Source organism: Olsenella sp. Marseille-P4559 (assembly GCF_900605015.1).
Classification (GTDB): domain Bacteria; phylum Actinomycetota; class Coriobacteriia; order Coriobacteriales; family Atopobiaceae; genus Tractidigestivibacter.
Genome location: NZ_LR027574.1, coordinates 918,463 through 931,171 on the forward strand (window position 1 = coordinate 918,463; position 12,709 = coordinate 931,171).

At 63.6% G+C, this 12,709-nt stretch carries 11 protein-coding genes and 2 pseudogenes; 8 read left to right on the plus strand and 5 right to left on the minus strand.

The window, feature by feature from the left end:
* Positions 1-32 precede the first annotated feature (32 nt).
* Genes E0E00_RS10355 through E0E00_RS10365 form a run of 3 tightly spaced genes read right to left on the minus strand, consistent with a single transcriptional unit; the run spans position 33 to position 3,226 of the window.
* Complete coding sequence (locus E0E00_RS10355; RefSeq protein ID WP_130812426.1) at positions 33-977, minus strand: transketolase family protein; 945 nt, start codon at positions 975-977, stop codon at positions 33-35.
* Positions 970-1,809: a transketolase gene (locus E0E00_RS10360; RefSeq protein WP_207302719.1), complete on the minus strand. Its 840-nt coding sequence runs from the start codon at positions 1,807-1,809 to the stop codon at positions 970-972. The genes E0E00_RS10355 and E0E00_RS10360 overlap by 8 nt, the downstream gene beginning before the upstream one ends.
* 1 nt (position 1,810) lies before the next feature.
* Positions 1,811-3,226, minus strand: a complete 1,416-nt coding sequence (locus E0E00_RS10365; RefSeq protein WP_130812427.1) for an L-fucose/L-arabinose isomerase family protein — start codon at positions 3,224-3,226, stop codon at positions 1,811-1,813.
* Positions 3,227-3,393: 167 nt separating this feature from the next.
* Between E0E00_RS10365 and E0E00_RS10370 the strand changes: the two genes are divergently transcribed.
* The 5 genes and pseudogenes from E0E00_RS10370 to E0E00_RS10380 all read left to right on the plus strand — a co-directional run bounded on the left by E0E00_RS10370 (position 3,394) and on the right by E0E00_RS10380 (position 6,293).
* On the plus strand, positions 3,394-4,440 hold the full coding sequence (locus tag E0E00_RS10370) for a substrate-binding domain-containing protein (protein ID WP_130812428.1): 1,047 nt from the start codon (positions 3,394-3,396) through the stop codon (positions 4,438-4,440).
* A 152-nt stretch (positions 4,441-4,592) separates the two neighbouring features.
* Entirely contained in the window at positions 4,593-4,835 is a 243-nt protein-coding gene (locus E0E00_RS14430; protein ID WP_165443661.1) for a lipoate--protein ligase family protein, read from the plus strand.
* A gap of 25 nt (positions 4,836-4,860) precedes the next feature.
* Positions 4,861-5,127 carry a biotin/lipoate A/B protein ligase family protein gene (locus E0E00_RS14435; protein WP_371683403.1) on the plus strand — a complete coding sequence of 89 codons (267 nt, stop codon included), beginning with the start codon at positions 4,861-4,863 and terminating at the stop codon, positions 5,125-5,127.
* A gap of 216 nt (positions 5,128-5,343) precedes the next feature.
* Positions 5,344-5,829: pseudogene (locus tag E0E00_RS15415) on the plus strand (lipoate protein ligase C-terminal domain-containing protein); the annotation flags it as partial.
* Positions 5,775-6,293 carry a PTS glucose transporter subunit IIA gene (locus E0E00_RS10380; RefSeq protein ID WP_130812429.1) on the plus strand — a complete coding sequence of 173 codons (519 nt, stop codon included), beginning with the start codon at positions 5,775-5,777 and terminating at the stop codon, positions 6,291-6,293. The pseudogene E0E00_RS15415 and the gene E0E00_RS10380, both read left to right, overlap by 55 nt.
* Before the next feature lie 182 nt (positions 6,294-6,475).
* Here E0E00_RS10380 and E0E00_RS10385 read toward each other — a convergent pair whose 3' ends face one another.
* On the minus strand, positions 6,476-7,918 hold the full coding sequence (locus E0E00_RS10385; protein WP_130812430.1) for a glycoside hydrolase family 1 protein: 1,443 nt from the start codon (positions 7,916-7,918) through the stop codon (positions 6,476-6,478).
* Between the two features lie 274 nt (positions 7,919-8,192).
* The gene (locus E0E00_RS10390) at positions 8,193-8,801 is read right to left on the minus strand and encodes a hypothetical protein (RefSeq protein WP_130812431.1); all 609 of its coding nucleotides are present in this window, start codon (positions 8,799-8,801) and stop codon (positions 8,193-8,195) included.
* A gap of 645 nt (positions 8,802-9,446) precedes the next feature.
* Between E0E00_RS10390 and E0E00_RS10395 the strand changes: the two genes are divergently transcribed.
* The 3 genes and pseudogenes from E0E00_RS10395 to istB all read left to right on the plus strand — a co-directional run bounded on the left by E0E00_RS10395 (position 9,447) and on the right by istB (position 12,599).
* Entirely contained in the window at positions 9,447-9,800 is a 354-nt protein-coding gene (locus tag E0E00_RS10395) for a MazG nucleotide pyrophosphohydrolase domain-containing protein (protein ID WP_130812432.1), read from the plus strand.
* Positions 9,801-10,393: 593 nt separating this feature from the next.
* Positions 10,394-11,254 (plus strand): annotated as a pseudogene (gene istA / locus E0E00_RS15065) (IS21 family transposase); the annotation flags it as partial.
* Between the two features lie 670 nt (positions 11,255-11,924).
* Positions 11,925-12,599, plus strand: coding sequence for an IS21-like element helper ATPase IstB (istB, locus tag E0E00_RS10405; RefSeq protein ID WP_130811800.1), 675 nt, complete (start codon positions 11,925-11,927; stop codon positions 12,597-12,599).
* Positions 12,600-12,709: the final 110 nt, after the last annotated feature.

Below are 12,709 nucleotides of genomic sequence, written 5' to 3' on the forward strand. Positions count from 1 at the left end.
TCACACCCCACCAAGAGCCTGGATGCCAGGCACTAGCCCCCCTTGACGAGGAGCTCCCGCGCGCGCGTGGCGATTCCATGCGCATCCAGGTTGTACTGCGCGAAGACCTCCCATGAGGTACCCGTGATGACCGGTGCGTCGGGAAGTGCCATCGTGACGCAGGGCCTCGGGCACTCCTCGCCCACCACCTGAGCTACCATCGAGCCCAGGCCACCGAAGGGCGCATGCTCCTCCACGCTCACGACCACCTTGGCATCCCGCGCATACGTGATGATGGCCTCGCGGTCGAGGGGCTTGACGCAGTACATGTCGAGCACGGTGGCGCTCACGCCATCCGCAGCCAAGAGATCGGCCGCCACAACCGCAGGTCGGACCATCTCACCGCAGGCCACAAGCAGCACATCGGTGCCCTCGCGAACCACCGTGGCCCGATCCATCTGGAAGGGGCAGGAGTCCTCGGCATAGACGTCCTCGACGGGATTGCGGCCCACGCGGATGTAGGCTGGGTGCTCGTCCTCGAGCAGGGCGTCGAAGAGCCGTGCCGTCTGGAAGCGGTCGCTCGGGAGGTACACGCGCATGTTGGGGATGGCGCTCATGGCGGCGATGTCCTGGGTGGAGTGGTGGCTCATGCCCAGGGCACCATAGCTCACGCCCCCCGAGATGCCAATGAGCTTGACGTTGGTGTCGGAGTAGGCGCAATCGACCTTTGCCTGCTCGTAGGAGCGGGTCGTGAGGAAGCTTGCGGGGCTGGCGGCATAGGGCTTCTTGCCGCACGCGGCGAGGCCCGCGGCGATGCCCACGAGGTCCTGCTCGGCAATGCCCACCTCGACAGACTGCTCCGGATACCGCTCGAAGAAGGGCGTGAGCGAGGCCGACCCGCGGGAATCGGAACAGAGCACCACAACGTCCTTGTCGGTGGCTGCGTGTCTCATGAGCACGTCACAAATTACCTTGCGGTTGGGCACGGTGTTAGGCATGACGCTCAGCCTCCCTTCGGGCCTTGAAATCAGCGGATATGTGGGCATACTCCTCGGCGCTGGGCAGCTTGTGGTGCCAGTCGGCCTTGTCCTCCATCACGGGACTCCCGTAGCCCTTGGTGGTGTTCGCGATGATGACGGTCGGCTTGCCCTTGGCCTTCTGAGCCAGGGTGAAAGCGGCGTCGAGGGCGGTGAGGTCGTTGCCGGGAATGGAGATCACATTCCACCCGAAGGCGGCCCAACGTTCCTGTTGGGGGTCCTGCCGCATGACGTCCTCAGTGGAGCCAGAGATCTGCAGACGGTTGCGATCGACCAGGGCACACAGGTTGTCGAGGGCATAGCTGCCGCCGCTCATGGCCCCCTCCCACACGGAGCCCTCGGCCAGCTCGCCGTCGCCAAGGAACACATACGTGCGATAGGAGCGGCCGTCCATCCGAGCGGCAAGCGCCATACCCACAGCGACGGGAAGGCCATGTCCCAGAGAGCCCGAGTTCGTCTCGATGCCGGGAAGCTCGTTGTTTGGGTGTCCGATGTAGGGGCTCTTGAACTTCGAGAAGCGTGCCTTCACGTCATCGAGGTCGAGGAAACCCTTGTGGCAGAGCACGGCGTAGTAGGCCTCCATCGCATGGCCCTTGGAGAGGACGAAGCGGTCGCGGTCGGGATCTCCCACCGTCTGAGGCGTGATTCTCAGATGGTTCTCGTAGAGGACCATGAGGGCATCGATCACGGACATGTCGCCGCCTATGTGTCCGCCGCCTCCGGCCATGATGATGTCCACACAGTCCTGGCGCAGCTCCCAGCGCAGGCGTTCCAGCTCGGCAATGTCCGCCACCCTACTCTCCCCTCAGGTATGCCTTGACGTCTTCCTCGATCGAGTCGTACAGGTCGGGTGTGATGCCCAGGTACTTGCAGGCCTCGTACAGCACCGGCACGACATCGTCGTGGATGCCGGCACAATGATGGATGTAGGGACCTTCCACGATCTTTGCCTCGAGGCGCTTGATGTTTGCCACGCGGACCCAGAGGTAGGTGCCCATGCCCTTGGGGCCGTCGATGCCCTCGGCGTTGCCTAGCAGCAGGGAGTATACGCCGTTGTCGCCATCGAAACGCGCCAGCGTGAGGTTGCCGTGCCTGGCCTCGGCCGTGAGGGCGCCGTTGTAATCGAACGCCAGGGGAACGGTGATCGTGGGCCTCTCCCTAGCGACGCTGCAGGGCCACGGCCCACAGTGCTGCAGGAGTTCGCCATTGGGCTCGTCGGGGTGACGGATGGTCCAGTCAGCGAAGAAGGAGCGCTTGCGGCCCATGTCAGCAGCCTCGACCATCAGGCTGGTGATGGCACCGTGCACATCGGTCTCGCAGGTGATGGGCGTGCCCTCCTCGTTGAGGATGGAGTTTGCCGCACAGGGCATGATGCCCAGCTCATGCTGGAGCTCGTTCCAGCACTGGATGCAGCCGGCCGTGCAGTGGTAGCTCTTGAGGAGACGACGGATGGCGACGGCCATGGCGGCCACGGTCTGAGCCTGCTCGCTGCTGCAGTCGCGGTCGAAGTGCTCCCCCATCCACGCGAGCTGGGCCTCGACGTCAGAGCTGCCGTCACCCGTGACCTCGCCTGTGGCCTGCCGCACGCCACGCGCGAGCTCGCCGAGGGGCACAGGCACGCACTCGATATTGAACCGTTCCAGCAGCTCGCCCTCGTTGCACATGGTGGAGTAGAACTCGTAGGGCCTGGGACCTATCTGCAGGATGCGGGCGGCCCGGAAGGCCCTCACCACGTTGCAGACGGCAAGGAAGTCGCGCAGGCCTCGCTCGAAGACGGGGTCATCCACCCGGCAGTTGGTCAGGTAGGTGAAGGGCACCTGGAAGCGGCGAAGCACCTTGCCCGTGGCGAAGAGGCCGCACTGGGTGTCACGCAGGCGCACGCCGTTGGGCTCAGGCCGCTCGTCAAGCGGGCCCCACAGGAGGACGGGCTTTCCGAGGTCCTTGGCAAGGCGCGCGCAGATGAACTCGGTGCCGAAGTTGCAGTGCGGGAGGAACAGGCCGTCAACCCCCGCGGCGCGGAACTTCTCCAGCACCCTGATGCGGTCATCCTCGTCGAAGAGGAGTCCCTCATCATTGATGTCGTCGATGTCCACGAACTCAACGTTTAGCTCGGTCAGCCTGTCCGCGATGATCGTGCGATACCGTCTGGCGTCCGGAGCGGAGAAGATGCTCCTGCGGGTAGGCGCATATCCGATGCGAATGGTGTCCATGCCTCTCCCTGACCCTTCCGACTGAATCAGCACGATATCGTATGCTTGCATTCATGGTATGCTCTTTGAACGATTAGTAAATAAGTGAAAAATATTTACTAAATATTTAGTACTAAACTATAGGTGCCGCCGGGAGTTGGCCGCCGTATCTCGACGAAGGGAAGCGCATGTCCGGCACAGCAAGGGTGACATCACGGGATGTGGCACGCGAGGCAGGCGTCTCCCCTGCGACCGTCTCGCTCGTACTGAGAAACAAGCCAGGCGTCGGGGCACAGACACGCGAGCGCGTCCTCCGGATTGCGAAGGAGATGGGGCTCGAGCGCGCGTCGGGGGGAGTTCATCGCAAGACGAGCACCCTCCTGTTCATCATCTATAAGCAGCACGGAAAGGTGGTGCGGGAGACGCCCTTCTTCGAGGCCCTCATCAAGGGCGCCTCGGATGCCACATACCGCAACGGCTACCACCGCCTCTCCATCTCATACTTCTATGAGCATGAGCATGCCTCGGAGCAGCTCAAGGCGCTGCAATCCATCAAGTGCGCAGGCATACTGCTGCTTGCGACCGAGATGCGCGCACGCGAGGTATCGCAGTTCGAGCGCCTTGGCGTGCCCATCGTCCTTTTGGACAGCTGGTTTCCCACCAAGAACCTCGACTCCGTCGTCATCGACAACAGCCGTGGTGCCTGGGAGGCCGTGCGGTACCTTCACGGTATGGGGCACACCGACATCGGCTACCTCCACTCGAAGGTGGACATCCGCAATTTTCTCGAGCGCCAACAGGGATTCCTCTCTGCCATGGGAGACATAGGGCGCTCCTCGGATCCCGCCCAGAACACCATCGTGCGCGTGGGCCCGACGATGGATGCCGCCTGCATGGATATGCTTGCCTACCTTGACACCAGCCCCAAGCTGCCCACGGCGTTCTTCGCCGATAACGACCTCATTGCATCGGGCTGCATCCGCGCCCTCCAGGACCATGGCATCCGCGTGCCCGAAGACGTATCGGTCATGGGGTTTGATAACATCTACACAAGCAGCTTCTTCAACCCTCCCCTCACGACGATGGGGGTTCCAAAGGAATGCATGGGGGCGACGGCGGTACAGCGCCTCTCGAACATCATCAAGGGCAAGACCGATGGCAACACGGTACGCATCTCAATGAACCTCGAACTCGTGGAGCGCCTGAGCGTGGCGCGCCTGCAGAAGGCCGACTAGCCACGCCAGGGTCCCGCCCCACAACGTGCGCGGGTCTGCGGGGAACAGGTGCCACCCACGCACGGGCGTCTCGCGAAGCGCTCGACCACCCCTCGACGGACCCCGCCTGCGGACCCGAAGGGGGATGCAACGACCAGGAGAGGGGAGCTGCCATGACCGGCATCGTCGGATACCTCGAAACGGGATCCGTGGACCCAAACTTCAACCTGGCGTTTGAGGAGCACGTCCTCCTGAGCCGCCGCGATGCCACCTACCTGATGCCCTGGCAGAACGACAACACCATCGTCCTGGAACAGAACCAGGGCGCGGAGGCAGAGATCGGCCAACGCTTCGTCCGCGAGCACGACACCGGGATCGCCCGTCACACGACGGGTAGCGGCGCCAGTCTACCATGACCTCGGAAACCTCAACTACCCGTTCATAGCCGATGCGGGGGACGCGAGCCACCTGATGCTGGAGCACTTCGCCCTGCCCAGCGTCGATGCCCTGTGCGGGCTGGACCTCGACACATGCGCCTCCGGGTGCAACGACATCATCGTCGATGGGAGAAAGGTGTCGGGAACGGCGCAGCGGTTGGCTAGGGGAAGGGCCCTCCATCATGGGACGCTTCTTTTCGACTCGGATCCGTCCCTCATCGCCGGCGTCTTGGGGGTGGACCCCCAGAAGTTCCGCGCAAAGCGCGCCTAGTCCGTCCGAGGCAGGATCGGCAACATCCATGCGTGCCTGGCGCGGAAGGGCTGCGACATAGCCCTCCCCGAACTCTGTGCTTATGTGAGACATGCCCTGGCGGGGGACGGCCTCGTGCCCGACGAGCTGGACGATGGGGAGCTGGACCTGGTCCGTCGCCTGAAGGCCGAGAAGTACGACACCTGGGAATAGGTCTTTGGACGCTCCCCAGTCTATGGCCTGCGCAACAGGAGCTGGCAGAACGGCGGCGAGCTGGAGGTGCAGGCCTCCATCACACGGGAGCGGATTGGCGACATCCGGTTCTTCGACGACTTCCTCTCCCTGGTGCCCCTTGGGACGCTGACGGACGAACTCGTCGGCTGCCCCTACCGGAGGGATACCGTTCGCGAGGTCCTGGAGCGGCATGCAATCGGGGGGCTTGTTTGGCGGCATCACGATGGAGAAGGTCCTGGCGACGTTCTTTCCCGCGTAGGGAGGCCGCTGGGCGCGCCTGCGAGCCGACGCTTCCGACCGCTCTCAGGGGGACAGATGGCCCCATCCGGCCACCCGTTCCCTGCGCTCCCCCGGCGCTCATCGTCTAGACTGGGGGACAGGTCGTTCCACCAAGGAGAAACGCTATCCCCAGTCACAGGAAGAAGGAGGGGCACATGGGTCTGTTCGACAGGTTCAGGAAGCCGGCGAAGCCCGAGGCGCTTGCCGTGAGCGCGCAGCCGGGGGAGGTCCTCTGCCCGGTGGATGGCACGGTCGTGCCGCTCGCGCAGGTAAGCGACGTCGTGTTCAGCAGCGGTGCCATGGGCAAGGGCTGTGGCATCGAGCCCACGGGCTCGGTCGTCTACGCGCCCGTCTCGGGCACGCTGAGCGCCATCGGGTCGCCAAACTTCCACGCGCTCGGCATCGTGGATGACAGCGGAGCCGAGGTGCTCATCCACGTGGGCGTTGACACCGTAGAGATGCACGGCGACGGCTTCAAGGTCTTTAGCACCAAGGGCGCCCACGTCACGGCCGGCAAGCCCCTGCTGAGCTTCGACAAAGCCAAGATCGCCGCCGCAGGCCACGACACCGTGGTCATCATGGCGCTCACCAACACCGACGACCTCGCCTCCGTGGAGCTTGTGCACGAGGGCGCGGCGCAGGCGGGCGAGAAGGTCGTGGCCTACCAGAAGTAGGCCGACAACCGGCGTGCAAGCCGACGCGAGCCGCCGGCAGGGCCACCAGGGGGGCCGTCGGAACCCACGTTCCGGCGGCCCCCCCTGCGTCCCTCGCGCACGCCTCTTGTCGCACGCAGCTCCGTAGTCGACGAGCGTGCCATCGACGTCCGTGAGGATCACCCTGCGTGCCATGGCCTCCCCTATTCGAGCCCGTCGGCGCCGTTCGACTTGATGATCCTCTGGTAGGCGAAGAACGAGTCCTTGCGCAGGCGGGAGTAGTCGCCCGAGCCGTCATCGTGCTTGTCAACGTAGATGAAGCCATAGCGCTTGCGCATCTCGCCCGTGCCAGCCGACACGAGGTCGATTGGGCCCCACCAGGTGTAGCCCATGAGGTCTACGCCGTCGGCCACGGCCTCGCGCATGGCGGCCACATGACGCCTGAGGTAGCCGATGCGGTAGTCGTCGTGGATGGAGCCGTCCTCCTCCACCGTGTCGAGGGCGCCCATGCCGTTCTCGACCACCATCAGGGGAATCTGGTAGCGGTCGTAGATCTCGTTGAGCGAGAAACGCAGGCCGTCCGGGTCAATCTGCCAGCCCCAGTCGGTGGACTCGAGGTAGGGGTTCACGCCGCCCGTGGTCATGTTGCCCTTGGTGTCCTCGTGCTCGTGAGTGGAGACGACGTTGCTCATGTAGTAGCTGAAGGTGTAGAAGTCTATCGTGCCGGCCGCGATGTCGTCCAGGTCGCCGTCCGCAATCGCAAGCTCGACGCCCTCCTCCTCCCAGAGGCGCCTGGCGTAGCTGGGGTAGGCGCCGCGCACCTGCACGTCCGAGCAGTACCAGTTACGGGTGCGCATCTCGCGCTCGTTGAGCAGGACGCCAGCGGGATCGCAGGTCATGGGGTAGGTCAGGATGAAGCAGTCCATGTTGGCAAACCTGAGGTCAGGGTAGGTCGCATGCCCGTAGCGGATCACGCGACCCGAGGCCACGAACTGGTGGTGGAGCGCCTGGTAGCGCTGCTGGGCGGTGGTGTAGGCCTCGGACGCGGGGCCCTCGAAGCCGCGGATCATGGACGTCTCGAAGAGGTTGCCCATGTCATAGGCGCCGAGGTTGATCTCGTTGAAGGTAATCCAGAGCTTCACGCGGTCGTGGTAGCGGTCGATGACCGTCTTGGCATAACGCTCGAAGAGGGCGATGAGCTCGCGACTCTCCCAGCCGTTATACTTCTCGACCAGGTGGTAGGGCATCTCGTAGTGCGAGAGCGTGACCAGTGGCTGGATGCCGCGCCCGACAAGCTCGTCGAAGACCTTGTCGTAGAAAGCGAGGCCCGCCTCGTTGGGCTCGGCGTCATCGCCGTTGGGGAAGATGCGGCTCCAGGCGATTGACATGCGGAAGACGTTGAAGCCCATCTCGGCGAAAAGGGCGATATCCTCCTTGTAGCGGTGGTAGAAGTCGATGCCGTCGTGGTTGGGATAGAACCTGGTGGGGTCGATGCCGAGCGTGATCATGCGCGGCGTGTCCACCGTGCCGCCCAGGAAGTGGTCGTCGACGGAGGGGCCGCGACCGCCCGCGTCCCAACCACCCTCGAGCTGGTTTGCCGCCGTGGCCCCTCCCCAGAGGAAGCCGTCAGGGAACGCGCTGGCCATGCTGGTCTCCTTTCCGCCACGGGCTAGGGGCTTGGCATCCGCCCGACGCCTTGCCGCGCACGGCTCGCCGTGCGGCAGCCAGGGCCCCCTATCCAGCAACAACATCTGCCTACGAGAATACCATGGGCGCAGGCCGGCAGGCAGGGCCACGGCGGACCGCAGGCCGGTCGGCCTGAAACCAGTATGAGGCCGTTTGAGACCGGCGCAAGAGGCCTAGGAATGGCGGCGGCAAGCGCGACGAACAAGCGAGCGAGGCATAAGCCGCAGGACAGCGTCATGAAGACCCCGAACAGGTCAGAGGCGACGCCTTCCGCAACGTTGTACTCGCTTGCATACATTGCCTCAGTCGGCTTGCACGGGTTGACAAGAAACGTGGCAGGCATCCCCCACGCCAAGATGCTCCCGACCCTTCCCCACTGGGCTCTCGATCGGCGCTTGCAGCCGACGGCTCAGAGGAACAGTAGCCGGCGACGGCGCGGGTGACGCTGCCGCCCCGCTCGTCGGCCTTGTGCGTCTGGCCCTGGTAGTCAAACATGGTGGTGAACAGGTATGTGGTGGACCTGCCAACATGCACGGTGCGGGAACCGGTGATTGTGGCCATTATCTGTGCCATGCAGCGCCCGCACACGAGGATTGCCCTGTCGATACCCCAAGCGAACGCATAGGTGCCAGGGCTCGCAAGTCCCACGAGCATGTACGCGAGCGCGACACCCCCGCTCGCGACCTCGGGGACGGCAAGAATCGCAGGAAGGTCGATGGCATCCGCCGCCATAAGGAGCCTCCATCCCGTGCCCCGCTTCCGCAGGAGCCCTTCTCGCACCATCTCGAAGAAAAGGCCGATAAGGGACAGGAGCATGAAGGTGCAGAGAGGGCGGGCACCCATACCGGAGATAGACCCATCCGTCCTCCCCTCTTGGCTGCAGGACCGTAGCAGCCTACTCCCTACATCTCCTCCCGAGGACGGCGGAAGAGACGATTGCGGGGCGCAAGTGCCATCATGCACGCTCACAGCCCAGGATTGGCGGCATCGGCCGTCTGTGGGGGCGGATGGCGATCTCTGCTCCGCTACCTGCGCGGACTCCTCGGACTTCGGCGCAGGCGAATCGTTCTGCGCCTGTTCCTATTGGGCCTGGTTCTGCTGCGCCTGATACTGCTGGCCTGATATTGCAATTGCAGGGTCAGCGTGATTGCATCGCCATCGGATGCCGCGAAGTCCCCTGCGCCTGGCAGCGTTCAATCATGTCCCCGGGAAAGAAGCTGGGTCAATTAACAATCTCATTCGAGCACAGTGGGCATCCCTCAAGCCTAAGCAGAACATGTTCTGATAAGTCCCGGGCATGCTCTTCCTCTACGCGAGGAGATAGCTTCCAAGTCCTGCACGAACCTCGACAGCACTTGGTGGGTCTTCGATAACTCTTTGTTAAGGATCGTATCCCATGCCCTGGGAGCTGAGCGAGATAGACATAACTTCCAAATGCCGATTTTGGCCAAGGGGCGGTGGCCTGCGTTTGTCACAAAGGAGGGACCTATGAAAAACGAACAAGTTGAGTTGCTGCGAAAGCTGACAAAGGAGGCTTCGCTGGGAACAATACAGGCTTATTTGGAATCCTGCTTTTCCTTGCGCGGTTTTGACGGTCAAGGGGTAAAGGAAAAAATGCTCTTGCTGCTCGAAGAGGTTGGCGAACTTGCAAAAGCGATTAGAAAAGAGGACGCATCAAGTTCAATTGACTATACGCGCATAGCCAGCTATGACTCAGTCGAATCGGAGGTTGCCGACGTTTTCATCGTGCTTGTGTCGTTGTGCAATTTGCTTCACATAGATTTGTACGATGCGTTCTTGGAGAAAGAGAAGGTAAATGTGGAGCGTAATTGGAGCAGATGACTGATGACGGACAATCAGACGTGGCTCATTCTGGCTCTAGGTGTCTTGAACGGCGGCGTAAGGACGGAGCGTGCAACTAGAAACAAAACAGCCCTGGTGCGCTCTCGCGCGAGATTGGAAACTCCCTTCCATGCGCGCCCTTACACCAACGCTGACAATGACACCGCGGTTGATTCGGCAGGAGCTTTCCCACAGGGTCGGCTGTAGGGCATACGCCCCGGGAACATTGGCTCGCGGCAGGACGCTGACCCACACACCAACCGCCGTCCCGCAGACTGGGCCGCAAAAGACCTGCCACGCCCTGCCGCGGGCATCCCGGAAGCCCGCCATGACCTCATGGGAGCATGGGCACCGCCAGGGGCTGGGCCACCTGACTCTAGCGCTCCCGCCAGTTGTGTTTGATAGCCTCCTAATTGCACAAAAAAGCAGAGCGGCTTTTCACTCGTGAGCATGAAAAAGTTTCACAGATAGGCAAGGGGGACACGTCCTGGCACCGCACACATTGCCATGCTCGATTCGCAGGGCCCAACCCACGGGTCGAGAGGCAGGAAAGGAAGATGCTGGACATGTCCCAGATAGAGAGGATGCGCGACATGCTCGCGGATGGCTATACGCCGACGGAGGTGAAGGGGACCCTCGGAGTGCCGTACCCAACGATCAGGAAGTACGCTCAGGAAGACGACTTCTCGCCCCAAAGGCCCAAGGCCTCGGAGCACCCGAGCGAGCTCGATCCCCACAAGGCCCCCATCGGCGAGACGCTCGAGGAGGACCGCCACTGCCACCACAAGCAGCGCCACACGGCCAGGCGCGTCTTCGGGAGGCTGCGCGCGGAGCATGGCCTTAGCGGCAGCCACTCCACGGTGCAGCGCTACATGAAGGAGATTCGCTCCAAGGGGCCGAGGGGCGAGTCGGTGAGGCTCGGATGGGACCCGGGCACCATGCAGGCCGACTTCGGGCAGGCCGACTTCGATTATGCCCTCGGCGGCGGCAGGGCAAGGATGCACTGCCTGCCGATGTCCTTCCCGTACTCCGACCACGAGGTGTGCGAGGCCTTCGCGGACGAGAAGGACGTCTGCGTCTGCCAGGGGCTCAAGGACTGCTTCGAGCACATCGGGGGCGTCCCCCCCGTCATCGCGCTCGACAACGCCACCGAGGCCGGGAGGAGGTGGCGCGACGTGATCGTGGAGTCCGACCTCTTCCGCCGGCTCAGGCTGCACTACGGCTTCACGGCCCGCTTCTGCAACCCGAACGCCGGCAAGGGGAAGGGAAGCGTCGAGGGCAAGGTCGGCTGCACCAGGAGGAACCTCTTCGTGCCCGTGCCCGAGGCGGACGACCTTCGAGACTACAGCCGAGGGCTTGCCGAGACGCTTGACGCCCATTCCGAAGAGCAGCTCCACTACGAGAAGGGACTCGGCTGGGCCGCCCCCTTCCAGGTTGACAAGGCGCATCTTCTGCCTCTCCCAAAAAAGCCCTTCGACGTCGTCAAGTGGGCGTCGTGCACGACCGACGGCTACGGAAGGATCACCTTGGACGGCTGCCATCGCCACCTGGCGTCACCCTCACTCGCATGTGTTTCGCTCACGGTGGGCGTGCGCGCCTTCACGGTGGAGATGGACGCCCCTGACGGGACGCCGCCAAGGACCTACCGCAGGCGCTCCGGCAAGCTCTTCACCTCCGACGAGGACCCGCTGGCACTGCTCGAACCGCTTTCGATGAAGACACGCGCCCTCACGCAGCCCAGCGTGTGCGCGCTGTTCGACGAGGATGCGAGGGACGCCTTCGGCTCCATGGCGACCGACGAGCTGGAAGGCCGGGTCGAGGTGATCCCGAGGCTCGCACAAGCCTATGGCGTGGGGATCACCGCCCAGGCGTTCTCCGGGGCGCTGCGGGCCACCAGCAAGATGCGCCCCGCCGATGTCGAGACGTGCTGCGCCAGGATCCGCGCGCAAGGCACCAGAGCCAAGGCGGCGCGCGAGCTGGGCACCAGGCTCGCCGACTACGACGGCTTCATGCTCGGGGGAGGCGATCGGGATGGCCAGGCTGCCGCAGAGGGTCGATGCGCGCTACGAGAGGCTGGAGCGCGCCGAGCGCGAGGGTGGCTCCGTCCTGCTGTCGAAGGCGACGATGCGCTACGTGGCCGAGACGGCCACCGATGGGCAGTTCGCGTTCTTCGAGGATGCGCTCGCAAGGGGGTACGCGCTCAGGCACCAAAGCCGGATAGCGCGCCCCAAGCGGCAGGCGAGCTTTCCCTCGCAGAAGGGCCTCGATGGCTTCGAATGGTCGGGGATCGTGTTTCCCCGCGGCTTCACGAGGGACGACATGCCCTCGCTTGCCTTCATCGACGCCCACGAGGACCTGGTGCTCTTCGGGGGACCAGGCAATGGCAGGACCCATACCGCGATAGCCTTGGGGCCGCTCGCCTGCGGTGAGGGCAGAAAAGTCGCGTTCTGGTCGACGGCGGAGCTGGTAAGCGAGCTGGGGCGTGCGAACAAGGAGGGGACGGCACAGGACGCGCTCAGGAGGCTCGGCAGGTGCGACCTCGTCATCCTGGACGAGTGGGGGTACCTTCCCACCGATCCCGACGGGGCAAGGCTTCTGTTCCGGGTGGTGTCGATGTGCTACGAGCGGATCGCGCTCATCCTCACCACCAACATCGAGTTCTCCGGATGGGGCGAGATCCTTGCCGACGACGACATGGCCAAGGCGATGATGGACCGCATCGTCCACCACGGCAGGCTCGTCACCTACGACAGGGAGTCGTACAGGGTCAAGCACGCGCTCATGCGCGGGGAGTTGTAGGAGAAGAAAGGATTGGTGCCAGGGCGACGCTCGTGCGTGAAGAATCTTCACGCTGACGTGTGAAACGAACGGATGCTGTTTTGTGAAACGAGAGGTTGACGAAACACACC